At 60.1% G+C, this 22,848-nt stretch carries 19 protein-coding genes and 1 pseudogene; 10 read left to right on the top strand and 10 right to left on the bottom strand.

What is annotated here, in order from left to right:
• Positions 1–103: 103 nt before the first annotated feature.
• Positions 104–1,012 (bottom strand): phytoene synthase, encoded by a 909-nt coding sequence (locus Q6L55_07335; protein MEN9258522.1) that lies wholly within the window; start codon positions 1,010–1,012, stop codon positions 104–106.
• Positions 1,009–2,418, bottom strand: a complete 1,410-nt coding sequence (pds, locus tag Q6L55_07330; protein ID MEN9258521.1) for a 15-cis-phytoene desaturase — start codon at positions 2,416–2,418, stop codon at positions 1,009–1,011. Before pds ends, Q6L55_07335 begins: the two co-directional genes overlap by 4 nt.
• A 177-nt stretch (positions 2,419–2,595) precedes the next feature.
• Here pds and thrC point away from each other — a divergent pair, with 177 nt between their 5' ends.
• From thrC to egtC, 3 genes are all read left to right on the top strand, one after another.
• Positions 2,596–3,885, top strand: a complete 1,290-nt coding sequence (gene thrC, locus Q6L55_07325) for a threonine synthase (GenBank protein MEN9258520.1) — start codon at positions 2,596–2,598, stop codon at positions 3,883–3,885.
• A gap of 289 nt (positions 3,886–4,174) precedes the next feature.
• Complete coding sequence (locus Q6L55_07320) at positions 4,175–5,911, top strand: ABC transporter ATP-binding protein (GenBank protein MEN9258519.1); 1,737 nt, start codon at positions 4,175–4,177, stop codon at positions 5,909–5,911.
• A gap of 56 nt (positions 5,912–5,967) precedes the next feature.
• The gene (gene egtC, locus Q6L55_07315; protein MEN9258518.1) at positions 5,968–6,780 is read left to right on the top strand and encodes an ergothioneine biosynthesis protein EgtC; all 813 of its coding nucleotides are present in this window, start codon (positions 5,968–5,970) and stop codon (positions 6,778–6,780) included.
• Between the two features lie 13 nt (positions 6,781–6,793).
• On the opposite strand, the pseudogene Q6L55_07310 reads toward egtC, so the two are convergent.
• Positions 6,794–7,225, bottom strand: a pseudogene (locus Q6L55_07310) (cofactor assembly of complex C subunit B).
• A gap of 185 nt (positions 7,226–7,410) precedes the next feature.
• Between Q6L55_07310 and gyrA the strand changes: the two are divergent.
• Positions 7,411–9,888 (top strand): DNA gyrase subunit A, encoded by a 2,478-nt coding sequence (gyrA, locus tag Q6L55_07305; protein ID MEN9258517.1) that lies wholly within the window; start codon positions 7,411–7,413, stop codon positions 9,886–9,888.
• Positions 9,889–9,906: 18 nt separating this feature from the next.
• Here the strand turns inward: gyrA and Q6L55_07300 are convergent, their stop codons facing one another.
• From Q6L55_07300 to Q6L55_07285, 4 genes are read right to left on the bottom strand one after another with little or no spacing between them, the layout of a single operon-like run.
• Positions 9,907–11,526: an ABC transporter substrate-binding protein gene (locus Q6L55_07300; protein ID MEN9258516.1), complete on the bottom strand. Its 1,620-nt coding sequence runs from the start codon at positions 11,524–11,526 to the stop codon at positions 9,907–9,909.
• On the bottom strand, positions 11,507–12,700 hold the full coding sequence (locus Q6L55_07295; protein ID MEN9258515.1) for a trypsin-like peptidase domain-containing protein: 1,194 nt from the start codon (positions 12,698–12,700) through the stop codon (positions 11,507–11,509). Before Q6L55_07295 ends, Q6L55_07300 begins: the two co-directional genes overlap by 20 nt.
• 1 nt (position 12,701) lies before the next feature.
• Entirely contained in the window at positions 12,702–13,685 is a 984-nt protein-coding gene (locus Q6L55_07290; GenBank protein MEN9258514.1) for a serine protease, read from the bottom strand.
• Positions 13,686–13,707: 22 nt separating this feature from the next.
• The gene (locus tag Q6L55_07285; GenBank protein MEN9258513.1) at positions 13,708–14,577 is read right to left on the bottom strand and encodes a hypothetical protein; all 870 of its coding nucleotides are present in this window, start codon (positions 14,575–14,577) and stop codon (positions 13,708–13,710) included.
• Positions 14,578–14,831: 254 nt separating this feature from the next.
• On the opposite strand from Q6L55_07285, the gene Q6L55_07280 reads away from it, so the two are divergent.
• On the top strand, positions 14,832–15,632 hold the full coding sequence (locus Q6L55_07280) for a hypothetical protein (protein MEN9258512.1): 801 nt from the start codon (positions 14,832–14,834) through the stop codon (positions 15,630–15,632).
• Here Q6L55_07280 and Q6L55_07275 read toward each other — a convergent pair.
• Positions 15,629–16,288 (bottom strand): HEAT repeat domain-containing protein, encoded by a 660-nt coding sequence (locus Q6L55_07275; protein MEN9258511.1) that lies wholly within the window; start codon positions 16,286–16,288, stop codon positions 15,629–15,631. The genes Q6L55_07280 and Q6L55_07275 overlap by 4 nt on opposite strands.
• A 148-nt stretch (positions 16,289–16,436) precedes the next feature.
• Here Q6L55_07275 and ndhI point away from each other — a divergent pair, with 148 nt between their 5' ends.
• The 3 genes from ndhI to Q6L55_07260 are packed head-to-tail and all read left to right on the top strand — an operon-like array spanning position 16,437 to position 18,884.
• On the top strand, positions 16,437–17,021 hold the full coding sequence (ndhI, locus tag Q6L55_07270; protein ID MEN9258510.1) for an NAD(P)H-quinone oxidoreductase subunit I: 585 nt from the start codon (positions 16,437–16,439) through the stop codon (positions 17,019–17,021).
• Positions 17,022–17,072: 51 nt separating this feature from the next.
• Positions 17,073–17,675 (top strand): NADH-quinone oxidoreductase subunit J, encoded by a 603-nt coding sequence (locus tag Q6L55_07265; protein MEN9258509.1) that lies wholly within the window; start codon positions 17,073–17,075, stop codon positions 17,673–17,675.
• Between the two features lie 54 nt (positions 17,676–17,729).
• Positions 17,730–18,884, top strand: a complete 1,155-nt coding sequence (locus tag Q6L55_07260) for an alanine--glyoxylate aminotransferase family protein (protein ID MEN9258508.1) — start codon at positions 17,730–17,732, stop codon at positions 18,882–18,884.
• Here Q6L55_07260 and rlmD read toward each other — a convergent pair.
• Positions 18,867–20,234, bottom strand: a complete 1,368-nt coding sequence (gene rlmD, locus Q6L55_07255) for a 23S rRNA (uracil(1939)-C(5))-methyltransferase RlmD (protein MEN9258507.1) — start codon at positions 20,232–20,234, stop codon at positions 18,867–18,869. The genes Q6L55_07260 and rlmD overlap by 18 nt on opposite strands.
• Before the next feature lie 72 nt (positions 20,235–20,306).
• Here rlmD and Q6L55_07250 point away from each other — a divergent pair, with 72 nt between their 5' ends.
• On the top strand, positions 20,307–21,032 hold the full coding sequence (locus Q6L55_07250; protein MEN9258506.1) for a dienelactone hydrolase family protein: 726 nt from the start codon (positions 20,307–20,309) through the stop codon (positions 21,030–21,032).
• Entirely contained in the window at positions 21,029–21,886 is an 858-nt protein-coding gene (gene fabD, locus Q6L55_07245; GenBank protein ID MEN9258505.1) for an ACP S-malonyltransferase, read from the top strand. The genes Q6L55_07250 and fabD overlap by 4 nt, the downstream gene beginning before the upstream one ends.
• Before the next feature lie 740 nt (positions 21,887–22,626).
• Here fabD and Q6L55_07240 read toward each other — a convergent pair.
• A complete protein-coding gene (locus tag Q6L55_07240; protein MEN9258504.1) occupies positions 22,627–22,830 on the bottom strand; it encodes a phycobilisome linker polypeptide in 204 nt (67 codons plus the stop codon).
• Between the last annotated feature and the right edge of the window lie 18 nt (positions 22,831–22,848).

Raw genomic sequence — 22,848 nt, 5'->3', positions numbered from 1 at the left:
TGGGCGAAGGCCTGGGCATCCAATTTCCCTTGCGTGCGGGCCTCCACCAGCGTTTGGGTTTGGGCGACTGCCTGCTCAAAGCTGATGCCCGCGGGTACCGTCATCACCATCCCCCCCCAAACGAACGCCATAACGCCCCCGGTAACGCCAGCAACTTCCCCGCCAACGCCACATCGGCCCGCCGGTTAAATACATCATAGTCATTGCGCTCGATTTGGTCCAAGATGCGTCGGTAATTGATCAAAGCCGTCCACACCGGCCAGCGGGCATCAGCACAAAGTTGATTCACCCCCGGTTCCGCCCGGCGGAAATAATCCCGTGCCCGGGCAATCTGAAACTGCATCAACCGCCGCCAGGCCCCGTTGATCACCCCCCGTTTCAACTCCTGGACCGTATAGCTAAAGGCCGTCAATTCCTCCAAGGGCAAATAAATCCGACCCCGCTGCCAATCCTCCCCCACATCCCGCAGGATGTTCGTAAGCTGGTTGGCAATCCCTAAAGCAATCGCCGCCTGGCGTACCGATTCGTCCTGCTGGGGCGTGCCCATGATGGCCAGGGACATCAGCCCCACCGTACCCGCCACCCGGTAGCAGTAGGTCTCCAACTCCGCAAAAGTCCGGTAACGGCGTTGGCACAGGTCCATCCGCTGCCCGGCAATCATATCCCGAAACGGCTGAATCTCCAGGGGAAACTCCCGCGTGGCCGCATACAGCGCCAGGTCATACAGGTCCTGGGGTTGTCCGGCAAAGGTGCACTCCAACCGCTGCTCCCACGCCTGTAGGGTACTCAAAGACGTCTGCTGGCCTTGGGGACCATCCACCAGTTCATCCGTGCGCCGACACCAGGCATAGACTGCCCATACCGCCCGTCGCTTCGCCGGCGCCATCAACAATGTCCCCAGATAAAACGTCTTGGCGTAGGTAGCCGTCAGCCGTTCACAGGCGGCATAAGCCTGGGCCAGCGTCTCGGGCTGCAATTCCAGCGGGGAAGAAACCGTCGCTGTCATGGTCATGAGGCCACTGTCACCGGAGTTGGGGCCGCTTGGGATAGGTAAGCTGCTACCGCCTGGGCCGCCAGTTTACCCGACAATACCGCCCCCTCCATACTGCCCAAATACCGCTGCAGGGTGTAACTGCCCGCCAGAAAGAAATTGGCAATCGGCGTGACCTGGCTGGGACGATACTGCTGCCGCCCTGGAATCGCTTTATACACCGAACGGGGCGTTTTCACAATCTTGTACTTGCGCAGACGCGCCGGCTGGTCCCCTGCCAACTGCTGCGGAAACAACTTGCGCAACTCCGCCATCGTCACCTCTAGGATTTCCGCATCCGAACGGTCAATCCAATCCTGGGCCGGCGCCAACACCAACTCCAGCATCGAACGGTCAGGGTCGCTGTAGGCCCGACAGGTATTGCTCATATCGGCATAAACGCTCAGCACCGGTGAACGGGAAAACAACAAATGGTCCACCTGGCAAATTTTCCGGTCAAACCACAGGTGGATGTTAATCACCGGCACCCCCTCCAGATGAGCCAGCTTTTGGAAAAAGGGTAGGGACTGCCACGCCGACGGCAACAAAACCTTCAGGGCATCCACCGACATCGCCGACACATAGGCATCCGCCTGCACCACCCGGTCGCTCTGGCCGTTGAGACCGCGAATCACCATCCCCGCCACCGTGCCATCCGGGTTGAGCAAAAACTCCCGCACCGGCGATTGCACATGCACCTCCCCCCCCCGCGCCGTAATGTAATCCACAATGGGCTGGCACAGGCGCTCCGTCGGCGACCCGTCCAAAAAGGCAATCTTCGACCCGTAGCGCTCCTGCAAAAACCGGTTGAGGGCCGTCAGGGGAATCGTCGCCGACACCTCGTCAGGATTGAGAAAGGTCAACGCCTTGGACGCCGCCACAAAAATGTCACTGTTGACCCGCTCGTCAATCCCCTGGCGGCGCAACCACTCCAGCAACGTGTACTTGTCCATCGCCTCCACATACTTCTGGCCCCGGATCATCGCCGGCGTCAACCCTAAGGCAAAACGGAGCTTCTGCTCCCAGGTCAGCATGTCATTGTTGCGCAAAATCGCCAGAATGACGTGGAAAGGAGCAGGAATATCCGGCACATCAAACCGGGACAACACCCCCGGCTTTTCCGGCTGGTTGAAAATCAACGTGTGTGCCTTCCACTGCAACCGGTCGCTGATGCCCAGCTCCGCCATTAATTGCAACAGGTTGGGATAGGCCCCAAAAAAGACATGCAACCCCGTCTCGTACCAGTCCCCCTCCTCGTCCCGCCAAGCGGCCACCAGTCCCCCCAGCACGTCTCGACTTTCATAAATCACCGGCTGGTGCCCCGCATCCACTAAATACTTGCCACAGGCTAACCCCGCCAAACCCGCACCGGCAATCGCCACTCGCATAACCGCCCCTTACGCGTCTCTCCCCCCCTATATTAAGCCATCCACCCCGACTGTAACAATTCTTTAACGTTCGCGCCCCATCTCCAGTTTTAATTCCGACTTTTTTAGTCGGATATGATTTGACAAGGGCGGGTGGGTCTGTTAGGATAGGCTGCATTGTGGATGCTCCGGGTGCCTATGGTGATGATTTCCCCCAAGACGGCGACGTTTTCCCATCTGCAGTGCAAGGAGTGTGGGGCGCGGTACCCCCTGGTGGCCATGCACGTGTGCGAGTTGTGCTTTGGCCCCTTGGAGGTGCAGTACGACCTGGAGGCCATCCGGGCGCAGGTGACCCGGGCCGGTATTGAGCGGGGACCCCATTCCATTTGGCGCTACCGGGCCTTTTTACCGGTTGAGAGCGAGACGCCCATTGACCTAGGCACAGGGATGACTCCCTTGATTCGGGCGCAGCGGTTGGGGCGGCGGTTGGGCCTGCGCAATCTCTGGATCAAAAACGATGCGGTGAACATGCCCACCTTGAGTTTCAAAGACCGGGTGGTGTCAGTGGCCTTGACCCGGGCCAAGGAACTCGGTTTTACGACGGTGGGGTGCGCCAGCACAGGCAATCTGGCCAATGCCACGGCGGCTATTGCGGCCCATGCGGGTTTAGATTGCTGTGTGTTTATCCCGGCGGACCTGGAGGCGGGGAAAATCCTGGGGACGCTGATTTATCGCCCGACGGTGATGGCAGTCCAAGGCAATTACGACCAGGTGAATCGGCTTTGTTCGGAGGTGGCCAACAGCCGGGGCTGGGGGTTTGTCAATATCAATCTGCGGCCCTATTACTCAGAGGGGTCGAAAACGCTAGGGTTTGAGGTGGCGGAACAGTTGGGGTGGCGTTTGCCGGATTGCATCGTGGCACCCTTGGCTAGCGGGTCCCTGTACACCAAGATTTACAAGGGGTTTCGGGAGCTGGTGCAGGTGGGACTGGTGGAAGATCAGCCGGTGCAGTGCCACGGCGCCCAGGCCCAGGGATGTGCACCGATTGCGGAGGCCTTTGCCGCCGGACGGGACTTTATCGCCCCAGTAAAACCCCACACCATTGCCAAGTCTATTGCCATCGGCAACCCGGCAGACGGAGTGTACGCCCTGGAGGTGGCCCGTCGCACGGGGGGACAAATTCTGGCGGCCAGCGATGCGGAAATCGTGGCGGGTATCCAGTTGTTGGCGGAAACCGAGGGGATTTTCACGGAAACGGCGGGGGGAACGACGGTGGCGGTGTTGCAAAAGCTGGCTCAGGGGGGGTACATCCACCCAGACGCCCTGACGGTGGTGTACATCACAGGCAACGGCCTGAAGACCCAGGAGGCGGTGCAGGGGGTGATTGGGGAACCGTTGACCATTGAGCCGACTTTGAGCAGTTTTGCCCGTGCCTGGGAGCGGTCCCAAACCCTGGAGCGCTTGGAGTGGCAACAGGTGCTGGTGTAAGGGACCGAAAACGGTAGATCGACGGTTGCCAATGGCTCTTCCATGGCGGGTTTCCGGGTTTTTACGGAGACAGCAAATATCAAAAAAAATCAAAAATTTTTATGGTCTAGTCCCTTGACCTTGCAGTTGGGTGCAATGTTTAAGGTGTAGATAGTTCAGCCAACTGACGCAGGGGCTACCTGACCGACGGGATTATTCGGGCGTATCGCAAGAAGGGATGAATGGTTCGGAAAGCAGCCGGCCTGAGAGGGTACGGCGCTTTTTTGTGTTTGATGATAGGGTAAATCCTATGGCGGTGACTTCCCTGCGGCGGTTGTGGCCCTATTTGTATCCCTATCGGTGGCGGCTGGGCCAGGCGTTGCTCTGTACCTTGGGGTTTGTGCTGTCTATGCCGGTGCTGGCCCATTTGGCGGGGATGTTGGCACCGTTAGTGGGACGGGGGGATGTGGCGGCGATTACCCGCTTGAGTGGCCTGGTGGTGTTGTTTTTCCTGGTGCGGGGACTCTTTCAGTACGGGCAGGATGCGTTGATGGCGGATGTGGCTCTGCGGGTGACCCAGGAGGTGCGCTGCCAGGTGTACCGCCATGTCCAGCAACTGGATGTGACGTTTTTTGACCAGGCCCGCACGGGGGATTTGACCTACCGGCTGACGGAGGACGTGGACCGCATTGGCGAGATGGTGCATAAGTTGTTCCACCAGTTCCTGCCGTCGGTGTTGCAACTGCTGGCGGTGCTGAGTTACATGCTGTGGTTGAACTGGGTGCTGACGCTGGCAACGGTGGTGGTGGCCCCGCTGATGACGTTGCTGATTGCCTGGTTTGGCCGGCGGTTGTTGCAGTTGTCCCAGCGCAGTCAGGCGAAGGTGGCAGATATTGCAGCGCTTTTAACGGAGGTGTTCGCCGGGATGCGGGTGATCCGGGCCTTTGCCGCTGAAGGGTATGAGTGGCGACGTTTTGTCCAGGCGGCGGAGCAAAACCGGCGGGCGCGCCTGCGGGCGGAGCAGTTGAAGGCAGTGCAATTTCCGGTGGTGGGGTTTCTGGAGGCCATGGGGGTTTTGTTTCTGTTTTGGTTAGGGAGCGTGCAGATTCAACAGGGCTGGTTGACGGCGGGGGAGTTTGTGGCCTTTGTGGCGGCGGTGGCGCTCCTGTTTGACCCCATCACCATTACCACCAGCAATTACAACGAATACCAGCAGGGGCAGGCGTCGGTGGAACGGGTGTGGGAATTGCTGCGGTTGACGCCCCAGGTGCAGGAATCGCCCACAGCTCAGCCGTTGCCCCCCATCACCGGCAAGGTGGAATACGAAAAGGTGACCTTCGGCTACCAGCCGGAGCGACCGGTGTTGCAGGACGTTCACCTGCGGATTTGGCCGGGGGAGACAGTGGCCTTGGTGGGTCCGTCGGGGGCAGGCAAAAGTACGCTGGTGCACCTGCTGTTGCGGTTTTTTGACCCCCAGGCGGGCCGAATTTTGATCGATGGGGTGGACATCCGCAGGGTGACCCTGGCGAGTCTGCGGCGGCAGATGGCCCTGGTGCCCCAGGACACGGTGCTGTTTTCGGGAACGGTGGCCCAAAACATTGCCCTGGGACAGCCGGACTGGGACCTGGCCCAGGTGGAACAGGCTGCCCGGGTGGCCAACGCCCACGAGTTCATTACCCGCTTGCCCCAGGGCTACCACACTTGGGTGGGGGAACGGGGCGTGAATTTGTCGGGGGGGCAACGGCAACGGATCGCTATCGCCCGGGCGGTGCTGCTCGACCCCAAAATTCTCATCCTGGACGAGGCCACGTCAGCGCTGGATGCGGAATCGGAGGCCCTGGTGCAAGCAGCCCTGGAGCGCTTGATGCACAACCGCACGGTACTGGTGATTGCCCACCGGTTATCCACGGCGCGGCGGGCAGACCGAATTGTGGTGCTGGAGGGGGGCCGGATTGTGGAGATGGGCACCCATGAGGAACTGCTGCGCCAAGGGGGACGCTACGCCCAGTTCTACAGCCGGCAATTCCCCGATAGCCCATCCTGCTGACCTGGTTAAAATTTTGTTAAGGGGGGGAGTTTTTAGGTCGCCGTGGGAAGGGACCCATGTGCCGGTTGATTGCTTATTTGGGGGAGCCAATTCCGTTGGAGCGCTTGGTGTTGACGCCGCCCCATTCCCTGTTGGTGCAAAGTTATGCCCCTAAGGAGATGACGGCGGGGTTGCTCAATGGGGATGGGTTTGGTCTGGGATGGTATGACCGGCGGTTGCGGCCCCAGCCCTTTACCTACAAAAACATCCTGCCCATGTGGAACGACTTTAACTTGCCCCACCTGTGCGCCTACGTGGTCAGCGGCTGCATGGTGGGGTATGTGCGCAGCGCCACGCCGGGCCTAGCGGTGGACTACAGCAATTGCCAGCCCTTTGTCCAGGGGGTGATCAGCGCGGTCCACAACGGTCGCGTGCAGCACTTCCGCCAAATGCTGTACCGCCCGTTGCGCCAGCAGTTGACCGATGAGGATTACCTAGCCATCCAGGGTCTGACGGATTCGGAGCACCTGTTTGCCTGGATATTGCACCACTACCGGCAAACGGGGGATTTGCGCCAAGCCCTGTCGGATAGCTTCCAAAATCTGCTGGATTTGGCCCCCCAGGTGGACGTGACCTTTAACTTTATCCTGAGCGATGGGGAGCAGTTGCTAGCGTCTCGGTTGGCCCACGGCAGTCCCGCCCCCAGCTTGTATTACCTGACCGGTCACCCGGATTACCCCGGCGTGGTGATTGCTTCCGAACCCCTGTTTACGGACGTTCGGTGGGTGGCCTGTCCGGAGGGGTCGGTGCTGCAGGCGACGGCGACGGGTCACGTGGAGCTGTGGACAACCAACGCTGCAAACGCTCCAGCTCCGGTTGCGGGGCGGTGATACGGAAACCGTTTTCCTGGCAGTGCACGGTCACGGTTTGGCAGCGACTGGCCCCCCGCCAATAAAACACACCTGCCAGCGGCCCCAACGCCACCAAACCCAGGGGTTTCCCGCCCCAGGCCGGTTGCACGCTGATTAGCACCAACCCCAAGCACCAGCCACTTAAGCCCACCAGGAGGGACAACAACAGCGCCAGGAATCCACTGGGACGCACATACCCCTGCCAACACTGCTCCTTGTCCCCTGTTTCCCCGGCAACCAACCGGTAGCCCCGCTTTTGCAAATACCGTTCCACCTGCTGGCGCGCTGCCGCTGGATCAGGGGGGGAGAAGGTTTGGGTTTGGGTCCGGTCCTTGACCGCCGCCCGCACAAAAAAAACCAACCCCACCACCAACAACAACGTCAACAAACCGGTGGACGCCAGGGCAAGGGTGGTCACAGACATGGCAGGAGAGATCAGTCTATGTCAATCCTACCACGGGTCAATTTTGCTGAAGCTATTGCCGGTGCTGAGCCTTTTTTAGCCGAGTTTTTTCACCAGCAGTACCCTAGAAAAGCAGCGTTCGCGAAGCGACAATTTCCGTTAGAATAGAAGCAAAAATTTCCAGTTATATCTGTGAGTCCGAGACCATGACTACTGCTCCGGCGCGGCACGTTATTCCCACCGATTTAGGCAACGAAATGTCCCGCTCCTATTTGGAGTACGCCATGAGTGTGATTGTGGGGCGAGCGTTGCCGGATGCGCGGGATGGGTTAAAGCCTGTTCACCGGCGGATTTTGTATGCGATGCACGATTTGGGGTTGCAGCCGAATGCCCCCTACAAAAAGTGCGCGCGGGTGGTGGGGGAAGTGCTGGGGAAATATCACCCCCACGGAGACCAGGCGGTCTATGACGCCCTGGTGCGCATGGCCCAGGATTTTTCCATGCGGGAGCCGTTGATTGACGGGCATGGGAATTTTGGGTCGGTGGACGATGACCCCCCAGCGGCCATGCGCTACACAGAATGTCGGTTGCGGGCCTTGGCGCGGGATGTACTGCTGGCGGACATCGAGGCGGATACGGTGGATTTTGTCCCCAACTTTGACGGGTCGGAGCAGGAGCCAACGGTGTTGCCGGCGCGGTTGCCCCAGTTGCTGCTCAACGGCTCGGCGGGGATTGCGGTGGGGATGGCGACGAATATTCCCCCCCATAATCTCGGGGAGCTAGTAGACGGGCTGGTGGCCCTGATCCACAATCCCGACTTGGACGACCGGGATTTGCAGCGCTATATCCCTGGGCCGGATTTCCCCACGGGCGGGCAGATTCTGGGGACGGAGGGCATCCGGGAGATGTATCAGACCGGGCGGGGGTCGTTGACGCTGCGGGGGGTGGCGCGGATTGAAACCATCAGTGCGCCGGGCCGCTCAGAAAAAGAGGCGATTGTTATTACGCAATTGCCCTTTCAGGTGAACAAGGCGGCGTTTATCGAGCGGGTGGCGGAACTGGTTAACGAGCGGCATTTGGAGGGCATCAGCGACATTCGCGACGAAAGTGACCGGGACGGGATGCGGGTGGTGATTGAACTCAAGCGGGAGGCCCTGCCCCAGGTGGTGCTGAACAATCTCTACAAGCAGACGCCGTTGCAGGTGACCTTTGGGGCGAATATGCTGGCGCTGGTGGACCGGGAACCCCAGTTGTTGACCCTGAAACAGAGCTTGCAGGTGTTTTTGGCGTTCCGGGAGGAGGTGCTCCAACGGCGTACCCGCTATCACTTGCGCAAGGCCCAGGAGCGGGCAGAGATCGTGCAGGGGCTGTTGGTGGCCTTGGGTAACCTGGACAATGTCATCCACCTAATTCGGGAGGCGGCCAGTCCTGAGGCGGCGCGGCAGCAATTGATGACGGTCTACGAGCTAACAGCCAATCAGGCCAACGCCATCCTGGAGATGCAAATTCGCCGGTTGACGGCCCTAGAAAGTGAGAAAATTCACCAGGAGCACGCAGAACTGACGGCTAAAATTGCTGATTTGCAAGACATCCTGGCGCGGCGGGAACGGCGGTTGGCCATCATGGTTCAGGAGCTCCAGGAGTTGAAGGCCACCTATGGCACCCCGCGCCGGACGGAAATTGTGGCTGCGTCGTCGGGGGAATTGCAGGAGACAGATTTAGTTGCCAACGAACCCTGCCTGATTTTGGTGACGCAACAGGGCTATATCAAGCGCATGGCGGTGGACAACTTTAGTCGCCAGGGCCGAGCGACGCGGGGCAAAGCGGGTACAACCATGAAGCCCGACGATGCGGTGGCCCTGTTCTGTTCGGCCCACACCCACGACCACATTCTTTTTTTCAGCAACCGGGGTGTGGTCTACGAGTTGCGGGCTTATCAAATTCCGGTGGGGTCCCGCACCGCTAGAGGGGTACCTCTGGTACAATTGCTGCCTATTCCCCTGGAGGAAAAAATCACGTCCATTTTGCCGGTGAGCACCTTCGAGGATGAGGTCTATATCGTGATGCTCACCCAGGGGGGCTACATCAAAAAAACGGCGTTGTCGGCCTTTAGCCATATTCGCGCTAACGGGTTAATTGCCATCACGCTGGAGCCGGGGGACCAATTACGTTGGGTGCGGTTGGCTAGGGCCACCGACAGCATTCTCATCGGGTCGCAACAGGGGATGGCCATTCGGTTTGCGGTGGACCATCAGCAATTACGCCCCCTGGGGCGAGCCACGCGGGGGGTGCGGGCAATGGAGTTGCGGCAGGGGGATGTGCTGGTGGGAATGGACATCATCACACCGGGGGATAGCCGCGATGTGTTGGTGGTGACGCGCAAGGGTTACGGCAAACGGGTGCCGGCTGCTGAGTTTCGGGTGCAGAACCGGGGGGGAATGGGAATTACGGTAACCAAGTTCCGCAAGCCCGACGATGCGGTAGCGGGTCTAGGGTTGATCGGTCCAGACGACGAAATCCTGTTAGTGACGCAGCGGGGGGTAATCATCCGTCAGGCGGCGCGGGAGATTTCTCTGCAATCTCGCATGGCCACGGGGATACGGCTCCAGCGCTTGGACCCCGACGATGCCATTGCCGCAGTGGCCACCGTTCCGCCTGCCCTGGAGGAGGGGGAGCAGGGATAGGAAAAAAGATGGGAATTCCTATAAACCCCGGCGCTGGCTGGTCGGTGGAGGGAGTGTCTTTTGCAACAACCAAAAGGGAAAGGTCTGGGTGGGTTCCAAGCGCACCCCCCGCACCTCTTGTCGAGCAAACACGAACTCCCGGTTCTGCCACAGGGGAATGTAGGGGACGTCTTGGGCCAGTAGTTTTTGCAGTTCTCCCAACAGGACCAGGCGTTGTTGGGGGTTGCTGGTGCGGCGACTTTGGGCAATCAAGGCGTTGGCCCGGGCGCTGTAGTAAAAAGAACCGAAGGTGCGGCTAGAGCCTTCTAGGCAACCTTCTTTCTCACTACCTTTGGTGCAGCTCAAAAAGGGTTCCAGGTAGTTATCCGCGTCGAGAAAATCGGGATACCAGTCCAGCAAAAACAGGGGATAAACCCCCTTTTCCAGGTTTTGGTAGGCCGTTGTCGAGTCTACCGGTTGGAGGTGCAAGCGCACCGGCAAATCCCGCTCTAAGACTGCCTTGATGGTGCTCACCACCTGGATTTGACTGGGGATATTACTCCGGTACCACAGGTCGAGTTGCAGGGGCTGTGTGGTCGTAAAACCGGCCTTGGCCAAGAGGTCTTGGGCCTGTTGCCAGGGGGGCGGATTTTCCCTCACCTGAAACACCGGTTGATAGCCGGGCAGGCTACTGGGTACAAGGCTGAAAGCCGGTTCCACCAAATTCTGAAATACCCGTTCCCGAAGGAGGTCTCGGGGCATAGCCAACGCCAAAGCCCGCCGCACCTCCCAGCGATCCAGGGGCGGTTGGTTACGATTGAGAGTCAAATAATTGATCCCCGTCCCGGCGCTGCTGACAACCTGAATATCTTCCCGGTTTTGCAATTGCAGAATTTGCGTCGGTTCTAGGAACTGGTAGGCCACATCTACCGCCCCACTCTGCAAGGCGTTGTACAGATTGGCACTGCTACTGAAAAATTGAATATCTAACTGGCTGTTGGCCGGGGGGGGACCCCAATAGCGGGGGAAGCGCTTCAGTTTCAGGAAGTCACTGCCGAAATGCACCAACTGGTAGGGACCGGTGCCGACAAAGGTGCGGGGTTGAAACTGCCCCGGCCCAACGGTGTAAGCCTTGGGCGAAACCGCACACAAGCCCGAAAAGGCCAGCAGTTGCGGAAAGGGCGCAAAAGGTTTTTGCAGACGAATGGTCAACTCGTAGGGACCCGTCGCCTGGATATCCGCCACGATGTTTTTCAGCAGGAACGATGGACGTCCCCCATTTTCCATAAACCGGCGCAGGGAAAAGGCCATCGCCTCGGCATCAAAGGGTGTGCCGTCGTGAAATACCACTCCCCGGCGTAACGGAATCCGGTAGGTCAGGCCATCGGCACTCACCTGGGGCAACGCCGTCGCCAACTGGGGCTGCAACTCCGTAGTTCCCGGTCTGTAGGTGTAAAGCCGGTCCCCCAACGCCATTAACACGTTACCGGCAAAAACCGTATAGGCATCTGCTGGGTCCAGGGTGCTGACCTTAGCAGTCGTACCGATGATGATTTGGTTGGGGTCCCGTTCCTGGGCAAAAGGTGGGCGCTGCGGCGGACGGCAACTAACCAGGAGCAGGAGAAGTAGCCCAAACCACCTACTTTTGCCCCGGTGCATACACCGTACGCCCAATGGGACCGGTGCCCCCACAGCCAGGGTTATCGGTATTCAGCACCCGCACCCGCATCCGCTCCAGCGCCTGGACAATCGGCACCGAAAACTTTAACCCCTCCACGGGTGCGCCGAAAATCCCCGATGTATTCACTGCCACCACTGCCCCTCGGTTATTCAGCAGGGGTCCGCCGCTATTGCCCCCCAGGATTTGCGTATCCGTCTGGATAATATGGCCCGCCTCAAAGGAATGAATGACACTGATGATTCCCCTGGTGATGGTATTTTGCTGGCCCAGGGGCGTCCCCATAGCAATCACCTCATCCCCTACCCGCATCTTGCCGCACAAGGGGACCGTCCCCAGGTCGCTCACATCCCCCACCACCTGCAACAGGGCAATGTCCAGCGGGTCACCCTGGGGAATCATCCCTGCCGCCATTTGCGCCAGCCCCCCCTCCATAATGCGCAACACCCGCGCCGGCCGTCGCGTTTTGTCGTAGAGCCGCACCGTCAAGGGAATCGCCCGGTCCTCAAAAATCCGTCGGTCAAAGCCCCGCGCCTCCTGGGCCACGTGCAGGTTGGTAATGAGGTAGCCCTCGCCGATATGAAAACCACTACCCACCACGCTACGGGTCGGTTCCACCCGCACCGCCGCCGGGAGATAGCGATTGACAATTTGCGCCGGTGTTAGGACCTGGTTAGGCACCGGCACCCCCCGAATCACAATCTCCCGGGCGAAAATCCCCCGCGTTCCCGGCAGGAGATTGGCCGCCGCCACCCGCCGTCCAGCCGGCACATCGTCCTCCTCGGCAACCCCCTCCTCCTGCAACTGTTGCTGGTAGTAACGCCGCAGCCGCATCGTCTGTTCATCCTGGGGCGCTTTATCTAATAGAGCCAAAGCCCTACGCCACTTAGATCGCACCAATTCCCAGTCTGCTGGGGTGACCGCTGTCTGCGCAATGGCCGCAGCCCCTTCCGCTTCCAACCGAGCCGCCGCCCGCCAATCCGTTTCAGCCACCTCCACAGGGGTCACAGACCTAGCCGCCGGTGCCTGCTCAACAGAAGCCACCGTTTGCTGAGGTTGCGAACGCACCGAGCGGCCCGTGTAGGTCACTACCCCCGTCAAAACAACTGCTGCCCCTACCGGCGCCGCCAACCAGTACCACCGTTGCCAAGCCATATCAATGCCCTCCCCGCACCGCCAGATTCAACCGCTGTAGCACTGTGCCGATCGGTACCGCAAAACCGACGTTCTGGGTTCCCAACAACGAACCGGCCAGTTGAAACGCCGTGGGGTTTTTCACCGTTATCACGCCCACAACAGCACCCCGCTCATCTAGCACCGGCCCCCCTTGGGAACCCTCACTCGTGGCCGCATCAATCTGCAACAGGGTCAACCGGCCATAGGGGCGAATCCCCACCACCATCCCCTCCGTCGCCGTCACCGGCAAAACACCGATGGGGTAGCTAACCGTCAACACCCGCTGGCCGATCCGGGGCAAACCCGTTGCCACAGGCAAAGCCGGCAAATGACGCACATCCCCCTTGACCGCCAGCAACGCCGTATCCGTCGTGGGGTCAAAATACACCAGCCGCGCCTGCCGCACCGACCCATCCGCCAATTCCACCCGTAGCCGCATGTTGTTGGCATTGGCGTCATCAACGGCGACCACAGAACCATCGCTGCCAACAGCCGTCGGCACCCCCCCCAGGGACGTCAAGTTGGTAATAATCAACCCGGAACCAATGTGAAACCCACTCCCCTGCCGGATGTCATACAAACGCAAACTCGTAATGTTACCCGGCGCCGGCTGAGGTTGGCCCACCGCATCATACACCGACAAAATCACCGAAACCGTGGCCCGCCGCGCCCGTTCAATCAAATCGAAGTTAGACAGGGGTGACCGCCGTCCCACCGCTTGCGCCACCGCCACCCGTCGTCCCGTCGCCCGGCCACAGATAAGCTGCACATCCATCAAAGTCAAATCCGGCCGACCGGTCAACTCCCGCAACGACCGCAAATCAATCGGACTGCGGGGATAAGGGCACACATTTTCGGCAATGAAGGTATAAGCATCCTGCACATTATAGGGAACCAGCCGTTGGGCCAGCGCCGGGAGCATCCAGCTCAGCAACCATCCGGCGGTCAACGGTACCCATCGCATAGACAACTCCCTCCCATAACCTTTAACGAACTGGAGGAGCCGGTGGCAGAACAATGGTAGGTTGCACCACCGTCGGCGTATCAGGCGTTTGACCCTGCCGAGGCGCTGCTGGCGTGGGTTGTTGGGGCGGTGCCATAGATGGGGTAGGCGTTCCCACCGGCCCTGTGGTTACAGCAGCGCGCATCGGTGGACCTGGGGGACTTTGGCTCTGCAAACTGGACACCCGCGCCCCAATGGTAAAGGGATTCACCGGGAAATCCGGTTCCTGCCCCACCGCCCGCGCCACCTGGATCCCGTCTTGCTCAAACACGACCACCGGTTGCACACCCCGCGCCTCAATCCGTTTCACCAACACCAACCCCCCCTCCAGCCGCTGCCCCGGTCGCACATATCGAGCCGCAGATTCGTTAGGGGTTTTCACAATCGCCTGCACCTGGTTCCCCACCTGCACCACCCCGTGCACTATGATCATATTGGCAATATCCGCCCCTTGCCCTGGGAAATCCGCTAACGTCGAAGCTGACGGATCAAAAGGGGGCAAAGGCGCATGCTGCACCTGGGGCAGGGGTCCTGGCGGCGGTGCAATGTCAAACGGCGGCGGCGGAATCTCCACCACTTCCCCCGGACGCATAGCCGTGGCCCCTGGCGGTGCAAAGGGATCACTACGACCCGGCATCAATTCATCGCGGCGCTTATCCGGGTCCTCCGAAGGGATGAGGCCATTCTGGGCAACCGGCAAAGGAGTCGGAGGTGCAACGGGTGTCGCCACAGCGCCGAGGGTCGGTTGACGGTTCGCCGGTCGGGCTGGTGCAGGCGTGGGAGTATCATCCGGCCCATTAACGGCAACCGTACATCCCCCCACCATCAGTGCCGCTAACCCCGTCCACGTCAAACAAATTCTGGTTCGCATCATATAAAATCTTGCAACCTCACACCATGCTTACTCCGCAAACAGCGCCAAGAGCGAACCTTAAACTTGCGTTTCTTCAGCGGGCAGGTCGAGTCTAGCTCTTCACCTATCAGTATCGCATTAATCGCCGGTAGTGGCAACCCCACCTCGGTCAGTTGAAGGATATGCAAATTTTGCTACCTCACTGTCGGTCCGGGAGTCTGTTATAGTGAAGGGAGTGCCGGGGTGCAAGACACATGCCTGCGGTGGGTCAGGGCCAAGAAGGGCGAGTTGTTCAGGGAGTAATCGTCGTTCTGGTTAGTTGGCTGGTGGTGGTAACCCAGGGGGTTATTGGGCCGGCCCTTGCTCGTCCGCGGGCGTCAACGCTGGTGATTCCTGACTGGGTGCCGGAAGACCCCCTCCAGAGTGCTTACCCGATTCCTTGGCGTTGGGTATGGGGCATCCAGACCCAGGCCGAACAGCGCCGCCGACCCATGCGGGCCACCATCCAGAGCCCTGTGCTGATTTCCCCTGACGGACGTTATGCCACCTTTAGTCGGGTGCAGGTTTTGGCCCATCAACGGGATTACACCCGCACCCAGATAACCAGTACCTTGCACATTCGCCGCCCTGGTGGTGCTTTGCCCCTGATCCTCCGACCCGTAGGACAGCCGTCAGCCCTGGAACCAGGCCAGATTTGGGTACTGGTGCCGGTGTCTTGGTCCGCTGACAGTCGGCAGTTGTTGGTGCGCCAGGTGGTGGGCCGGTTCGGGTCGTCGGAGATTACCGACCGGGCTTTGGTGTGGGATGATACGGGGGTGCGGCTGGTGAGTCCCCAGGCGGTGGCCCATACCCATGCCCTGTTGTTGGGATGGAGCCGCGAAGACCCCAACAGCATCCTTTTTGCCACCTACATCATCGGTTTGGAACGGCCCTCGACTTGGCAAGTGGCCTTGGATGGCTTAACCCTGGCCACCCGCTCCCCTGAACCGGTGGTTTATGGGCAGGCCCAGGGGGAAACCTGGCGATTGCTGGATTACCGGCCCCTGCGACGCTAGTTTTTCAAGCGGGAGAGACTGTAGTTGGCCGCGGCCCGGACTTGGGGATGGGGGTCCTTGGCCAGGTACTGCAACGCCGCCCGGGTTTTGGGATGGGGGAGATTCCCGAGGGCCTCCGCCAACCGCTGCCGCACTAGCCAATCCTCCGCCTGGGCAAAGGTGAGCAACCGTTCCACTGCCTCAACGGCCCCGATCTCCCCCAAGGCCGCAATCGCCGCCTGCTGAATCACCGGTTCGGGGGCCTCTAGGGCTTGCACCAGAACATGGTAGGCCCGGGGGTCCCCCAGATTGCCCAGGGAAACCGCCGCACTAAAGCGCACTAGCCAGTCCGTGTCTTCGTACAGGGCGTGGATCAGCGGCTCCACCGCCCGGGGGTCCCCCAAGTTGCCCAGCGCCCCCGCCGCATCCGCCCGAATGCCGTAGTCCGGGTCGTTTTGCAACAAATGCACCAACAACGGCAAACACTCCGGCGTGGGCTTCACCCCTAACCCAAATACCGCCATGGAACGAATCTGTAAACTTTCATCCGCCAGGGCCTTCTTCAACAGGGGAAAGGCCGCCGCCGGCTCCACATCCCGCAACGCCACCAGCGCCAGCAACCGGTCCTTTAGGTTCGGACTCTCCAACTGCCGCGCCAACTGGGCCAAATCTACCATCACCCACCCCCTTTCGTAACATTTCTTAATACTCTAGTGACCATCATAATCCAGGTGGGTAGGGTTTGGCGAGGGGGCAATTACTTGCGCAACGGGGCGCTGAGTTTCATCATAGGAGGTAAGGCAGACCCCATCGAGAGAGTCAGTTATGTTTAAGTTTCTCAACAAGGTGGCCGACTACGGTCGAGAGGCTTTGCAGGCGGCGCGTTACATCGGCCAGGGTTTATCGGTGACCTTTGACCACATGCAGCGGCGGCCGGTGACTATCCAGTATCCCTACGAAAAGCTGATTCCGTCGGAGCGGTTCCGGGGCCGGATTCATTTTGAGTTTGATAAGTGCATTGCCTGCGAGGTGTGTGTGCGGGTGTGCCCGATCAACCTGCCGGTGGTGGATTGGGAGTACAACAAGGACATTAAGAAAAAGGAACTCAAGCACTACAGCATTGATTTTGGGGTGTGTATTTTCTGCGGCAACTGTGTGGAGTACTGCCCCACCAACTGCCTGTCCATGACCGAGGAGTATGAGTTATCTACCTACGACCGGCACGAGTTGAACTATGACAGCCAGGCTCTGGGGCGGTTGCCGCTGAACGTGACCCACGACCCGATGGTGCAGCCGATTCGGGGGTTGGCTTACCTGCCCAAGGGGGTGATGGACGGCCATGAGGTGCCCCATACCGAGCGGCGGGCGGGTTTGCGACCGGAGGAAATTCTCCAGCAAACGCAGGAATAAACGGCCCAAGCCCTACAATACGAGGAAGTAACCATCGCGGGAGGACAGGTCGTGACGCTGGCGCAAGGGGTGCAACTGGTCAGTTTTCTGGTCTTGAGCGGGATGATGTTGCTGGCGGCCCTAGGGGTGGTGCTGCTGGATAACATTGTCTATTCGGCGTTTTTGCTGGGGGGGGTATTTATCAGTCTGGCGGGGATGTATATCCTGTTGAACGCCGATTTTGTGGCGGCGGCCCAGGTGCTGATTTACGTCGGGTCGGTGAACGTGCTCATTTTGTTTGCTATCATGCTGGTAAACAAGCGGGAGCGGTTGGTGCCGGTGCCCCGCAGTGGTTTGCGCCAGGTGGTGACCACGCTGGTGTGTTTTGGTTTGCTGGCGCTGTTGGGAACGATGATTGTCACGACGCCCTGGGCCATTCAGGTCGCACCCCATCCGTCCCGTTCCATCGTGCGGATTGGTCAGCATTTCTTTAACGGGTTTTTGTTGCCCTTTGAGCTGGCGTCGGTGCTGTTGCTGATGGCCTTGATTGGGGCGGTGGTCTTGGCGCGGCGCGAGTTGATTCCCCCGACGGAGATCCCGGAAGTGCCGCCGTTGAGCTTGCCGGAACGTCCCCGTCCCGAGTTGCCTACTCCCGGTGGTCGTTCCCAGCGGTAGTGGCTCGGTCTGTGGTATATTGAAGTACTTGCGGATCACGGCGGGACACCTAGCATGTCTGACCGGTCGCTGTTGTTGATTCCTGGGCCGACCCTGGTGCCTGACTCGGTGTTACGGGCCATGGCCCAGCACCCCATTGGGCATCGCAGTAGCGAGTTCAGCGCCCTGATGGGGGAGGTCACAGCGGGCCTGAAGTGGTTGCACCAGACCAAGCAGGAGGTGCTGATCCTGACGGCTTCGGGCACGGGAGCGATGGAGGCGGGGATTATCAATTTTTTGAGTCCCGGCGACCGGGTGCTGTGCGGCTGTAATGGCAAATTTGGCGAGCGATGGGCGCAGTTGTGCCGGGCGTTTCAGTTGCAGGTGGAAACGATTACGGCGCCCTGGGGGCAACCCCTCAACCCGGAGGCCTTTGGCGCGAAGTTGGCGGCTGATCGGGATAAGACCATCAAGGCGGTGATCGTCACCCACAGTGAGACGTCCACGGGGGTTCTGAATGACCTGGGGGCTATTAACCGGTATGTGCAGGCCCACGGGCAGGCCTTGATCATCGTGGATGCGGTGACCAGTTTGGGGGCGACGCCGGTGCCGATGGATGAATGGGGGCTGGATGTAGTGGTCTCGGGGTCCCAAAAGGGGTATATGGTGCCGCCGGGGTTGGGCTTTGTGGCGGTGAGCGAACGGGCTTGGCGGGCCTATGCTGATGCCAAACTGCCCAAGTTCTATTTCGACCTGGGCGTCTATCGTCGGGATGGGGCCAAAAACACCACGCCGTTTACGCCGCCGGTGAATCTCTTTTTTGCCCTGCGCCAGAGTTTGCAGTTGATGCAGCAGGAGGGGCTGGAGCAAATTTTTGCGCGGCATCAACGGACTTCCCGGATGGTGCGGGCGGCCATGGCAGCGCTGGGTTTACCCTTGTTGGGGCCGGCTGATTGCGCCAGTCCGGCGGTGACGGCGGTGGCACCTACTACGGTTGACCCAGAGGCGGTGCGCAGCGCCCTGAAAAAACAATTTGGCATTGCGGTGGCGGGGGGGCAGGACCATCTGAAGGGCAAGATTTTCCGCATCGGTCACTTGGGGTTTGCCGGTGAGCGGGAAATGTTGACGGTTATCAGCGCCCTGGAGGCGGTGTTGCAGCAACTGGGGCAGCCGGTGACGCCGGGAAGTGGGGTAGGAGCGGCACTCCGGGTGTTAGAAACGGCGGCGTAAAAAGCTCACGGACTCCACATGGTGGGTCTGGGGGAAAAAGTCCAAGGGAATGACCTGTTCCAGGCAATAGGGGCCTTCGGTGCACAGGGCACGCAGGTCCCGGGCTAGGGTTGCCGGGTTGCAACTGACATACACTAACCGGGGTACGGGGTTTTGTTGCAGATACTTCATCACCTGGGGGTCGCAGCCCTTGCGGGGGGGGTCCAGTAAAATCACATCGGGGCGCAGGGCTAGCTGGGGGAGTAGGGTTTCGACGGTGCCGCAGTGAAATTGGGCGTTGGGGATGCGGTTGTGGCGGGCATTGGCCTGGGCCTGGTGTATGGCGGCGGGATGGACTTCGATGCCCACCAGTTGCCGTACCGAGCGGGCCAGAGGTAGCCCCAAGGTGCCGATCCCGCAGTAAGCATCCACCAGGCATTCGCTGCCTTGTAGGACCAGCGTTTTTTGTATGGTGTTCACCAGTTGTTCCGCTTGCTCGGTGTTGACCTGGAAAAAGGTGTCGGGCCGGATTTGCCAGCGCAGGCCGCAAAATTCTTCCCACAGATAGTCCCGCCCCCAGACGCAGTGGGTTTCCCCGGCAAAAATGGTGTTGCCAGGTTTAGGGTTGACATGGACACAAACGCCCACCACCTGCGGCCACCGGGCTTGCCATTGCCGCGCTTGCTCCTGGAGATGGGGCAGTTTGGCGGTGGTGGACACCAACGTCATTAACACTTCCCCGGTGCGACGACCGATGCGTAAATTAAGATGGCGTAAAGCCCCGCGGCCTGTGGTTTCGTTGTAAATGGACCAGCCCCGTTGCTGGAGGTCTTGTTTTAACTGGGGCAAAAGCACATCAAATTGGGGGTCTTGCACGGGGCAACGGTTGATGTTGACGATGTGGTGGGTGTTTTTTTGGTAGAAGCCGGCTTGCAACTCACCGGCTCGATTCAGCCCCAGCGGGTAGGTGACTTTGTTGCGGTAGGCCCAGGGTTGCTGCTGGGATGGCACAGGAGCGACGGGGGGATGGGCCAGACCGCCAATGCGGATGAGGGCCTGCTCGATCTGCCGCTGCTTGGCCACAAGCTGATAGCTATAGTCAATGTGCTGCCACTGACAGCCGCCACAGGTATCGGCAACCGGACACAGGGGCACCACGCGATGGGGGGAAGGGGCATCTAGGCCCAGCAATGTGCCGTAGGCGTAACTCGGTTTCACCCAGACCAAGCGCACCCGTACCTGGTCCCCCGGCACGGTGTTGGGCACAAAGACCACCCGCTCCTGCCAGCGACCTACGCCGTCGCCCTGGTCGTTGAGGTCGGTGATGGTTAGGGCAATTTCGGCTCCCTGGCGCCAAGCTGGATCGGTCATCGCGCGTCCCCCTTCTTCCTAACATTAGTTTCTCCGGTACAATAAGGGCGAGCCAGCAGGGGAGGCAAAGGGATGGAGATCACAACCCAGTGGGTGCAGGTGCCCCATCAAGGGCTGCAAATCGCCAGCTACCTGGCCCGACCGACGGAGGCAGGGACCTATCCCGGTATCATCGTGCTTCAGGAAATTTTCGGGGTCAATGCCCATATTCGGGATGTGACCGAACGCATCGCCCGCCTGGGATACATGGCCATCGCCCCCAGCCTTTACCAGCGCTACGCCCCGGGGTTTGAGGTGGGTTACACGCCGGCGGATGTGGAATTGGGGCGCAAATATAAGGAAATGACCAAGGCCGACGAGTTGCTCAGCGACATCCAGGCGACGATCGATTACTTGAAACGGGAGTTCGGTGTGATGCGCTTTGGCACGATTGGGTTTTGCTTTGGCGGACATGTGGCCTATCTGGCAGCCACCTTGCCGGATGTGCAGGTAACGGCTTCGTTTTATGGGGGGGGTATTGCCACGACGACACCCGGCGGTGGTTCTCCCACGATCACCCGCACCCAGGATATCAAGGGCACTATCTGGTGCTTCTTCGGCACTCGCGACCCCCTGATTCCCAACGAACAGGCGGACGCCATCGAACAGGAGCTGCAAAAACACCACATTGACCACCGGGTGTTTCGCTACGACGCCGACCACGGCTTTTTCTGCAACGAGCGGGATAGCTACGACCCCCAAGCGGCGGCCGATAGCTGGGAAAAGGTCCAGCAGTTGTTTAGCCGGTTGCGGGCATGAAGACCGCCTGGGTATTTCCAGGACAGGGTTCCCAGGTGGCGGGGATGGGGCTGGACCTGCAAACGCACCCCCACGCCCGGCAGCGGTTTCAGGAGGCGGAGGCCATCTTGGGCTGGTCGGTTGTCGCCTGCTGCACACCCCCGGCGACCCAGCTATCCCAAACCCGCTACACCCAGCCCTGTCTGTACGTGGTCGAAAGCATCCTGGCAGACCTGTACGCCGACGGCACACCGGATTACCTGGCCGGCCACAGCCTGGGGGAGTTGGTGGCGCTCTATCGGGCAGGGGTCTATAACTTTGCTACGGGGTTGCGCCTGGTGAAACTGCGGGCGGAGTTAATGGACCAGGCTGGCGGCGGGCAAATGGTAGCGCTCCTGGAACCGGACCGGGAACAACTGGCGCAGGTGCTCGCCCAAACCTCAGACGTCGTTCTGGCCAATGACAACCACCCGGGGCAGGTGGTAATTTCCGGGACGCCGGCGGGAGTAGCCAACGTGCTCGACCAGGTGCGAGTCAAACGGGCCGTGCCCTTAGCCGTCAGCGGGGCCTTTCATTCCCCTTTCATGGCCGAAGCCGCCGCCCAGTTCAACGCCTACCTGGATACCATACCCTTTGCCGACGCTCAAATTCCCGTCCTGTCCAACACAGACCCTACCCCCACCACCGCTGGGGCACTGCTGAAAGAGCGGCTACGCACCCAAATGACGACGGGCGTGCGCTGGCGGGAGATTGTCCTGGCGTTGGCGGCCCTGGGGGTGAGGCGAGTGGTGGAGCTGGGGCCAGGCAAAGTACTCACGGGGCTGGTCAAACGCACGGTTCCCGACATGGAGCTGCTTAATGTCGCCACGGTCTAGGAATGGGGTACCTCTTTGTGGTGGCGCCGATGGATGAGCGGGTGCGGGCGGTCACCTGGGGGCTGGCAGCCCTTCCCTTGTTCCTAAGGGGGGTGGGTTCTACGGGACTGGACGACCGACGGCTGTTGTGGTGCAAGGGGACAACCGCCTGGAAATCCGGTTTCCTAGGCGGCGGCGCTGGCTGGAGTTGCTACCGGATGTTATTGGCGCCAAGAGACCGGCTGGCAGTTGGGGGGCGAGGGATTTTTGGGGGGATTTGGTTGGCGGTGAACCCAGCGCCGGCATGGATTGGTACTGGTGCAGCAACCGGGTCGGTCTCCCTTGCTTATTACCCCCAGTCAACCGGATCGCTTGGTGGCCCTGTTGGGCAGGGGCTAACGACCGCTCAGTTAGGGCAATGGGGGCTGTCCAGATTTACTACTGGGGGGCAGTCGGGTTTCCGGGTCGAGGCTGGTTTCTTGACCTGCTCGATTCAAGGCGGGTGGCGTTCGGCAACTAGGTTGGCAATTCGGGTCACGCCATTGCAGCCGGTGAACCAGCAGCGCCTTCCAGGGATTGCCCAACGAGGCCATCTCCCCACCCCAAGCCCTCAAGGTCCAACCGGCCATTCCCACAAGTAAGCAGCCTACCGCTGGGTCTGCCCAAAACCGGTCAACCCCATGGCTCCACCCTAGGGCTGGGCAAAAAAGAACCCCACTTCGGGGGCCGTAACTTATCAGCATGTTGTCGGGTGGAAAGCCTTAGCTCAAACCTGTATTGATTCCTGGGCGACCGGTGGCCAACTCCACCTTGAGAATCTTGCCGCCCATTTTTTGAATCCGTTGCTGTTCCTTGAACCAACTGTCGTAGGGCACTAGCTTGGTGAAATAGGTGTTTTGCAATTCCCGTTGGGTGCGAATCCGGGTTTGGCTGGGGACACAAGCCGTAATTCTGAACATCCGCATAGTGCGTTCTCTCCATGA

It is taken from the genome of Gloeomargarita sp. SRBZ-1_bins_9, assembly GCA_039794565.1.
GTDB lineage: Bacteria > Cyanobacteriota > Cyanobacteriia > Gloeomargaritales > Gloeomargaritaceae > Gloeomargarita.
This window is presented reverse-complemented; position numbering and strand designations above follow the sequence as displayed.

Excerpts from the sequence above, each read along its gene's own strand:
- Q6L55_07335 (MEN9258522.1), bottom strand. The coding sequence starts at position 1,012 with ATGACCATGACAGCGACGGTTTCTTCCCCGCTGGAATTGCAGCCCGAG.
- pds (MEN9258521.1), bottom strand. The coding sequence starts at position 2,418 with ATGCGAGTGGCGATTGCCGGTGCGGGTTTGGCGGGGTTAGCCTGTGGC.
- thrC (MEN9258520.1), top strand. The coding sequence starts at position 2,596 with ATGGTGATGATTTCCCCCAAGACGGCGACGTTTTCCCATCTGCAGTGC.
- Q6L55_07320 (MEN9258519.1), top strand. The coding sequence starts at position 4,175 with ATGGCGGTGACTTCCCTGCGGCGGTTGTGGCCCTATTTGTATCCCTAT.
- egtC (MEN9258518.1), top strand. The coding sequence starts at position 5,968 with ATGTGCCGGTTGATTGCTTATTTGGGGGAGCCAATTCCGTTGGAGCGC.
- gyrA (MEN9258517.1), top strand. The coding sequence starts at position 7,411 with ATGACTACTGCTCCGGCGCGGCACGTTATTCCCACCGATTTAGGCAAC.
- Q6L55_07300 (MEN9258516.1), bottom strand. The coding sequence starts at position 11,526 with ATGCACCGGGGCAAAAGTAGGTGGTTTGGGCTACTTCTCCTGCTCCTG.
- Q6L55_07295 (MEN9258515.1), bottom strand. The coding sequence starts at position 12,700 with ATGGCTTGGCAACGGTGGTACTGGTTGGCGGCGCCGGTAGGGGCAGCA.
- Q6L55_07290 (MEN9258514.1), bottom strand. The coding sequence starts at position 13,685 with ATGCGATGGGTACCGTTGACCGCCGGATGGTTGCTGAGCTGGATGCTC.
- Q6L55_07280 (MEN9258512.1), top strand. The coding sequence starts at position 14,832 with ATGCCTGCGGTGGGTCAGGGCCAAGAAGGGCGAGTTGTTCAGGGAGTA.
- Q6L55_07275 (MEN9258511.1), bottom strand. The coding sequence starts at position 16,288 with ATGGTAGATTTGGCCCAGTTGGCGCGGCAGTTGGAGAGTCCGAACCTA.
- ndhI (MEN9258510.1), top strand. The coding sequence starts at position 16,437 with ATGTTTAAGTTTCTCAACAAGGTGGCCGACTACGGTCGAGAGGCTTTG.
- Q6L55_07260 (MEN9258508.1), top strand. The coding sequence starts at position 17,730 with ATGTCTGACCGGTCGCTGTTGTTGATTCCTGGGCCGACCCTGGTGCCT.
- rlmD (MEN9258507.1), bottom strand. The coding sequence starts at position 20,234 with ATGACCGATCCAGCTTGGCGCCAGGGAGCCGAAATTGCCCTAACCATC.
- Q6L55_07250 (MEN9258506.1), top strand. The coding sequence starts at position 20,307 with ATGGAGATCACAACCCAGTGGGTGCAGGTGCCCCATCAAGGGCTGCAA.
- fabD (MEN9258505.1), top strand. The coding sequence starts at position 21,029 with ATGAAGACCGCCTGGGTATTTCCAGGACAGGGTTCCCAGGTGGCGGGG.
- Q6L55_07240 (MEN9258504.1), bottom strand. The coding sequence starts at position 22,830 with ATGCGGATGTTCAGAATTACGGCTTGTGTCCCCAGCCAAACCCGGATT.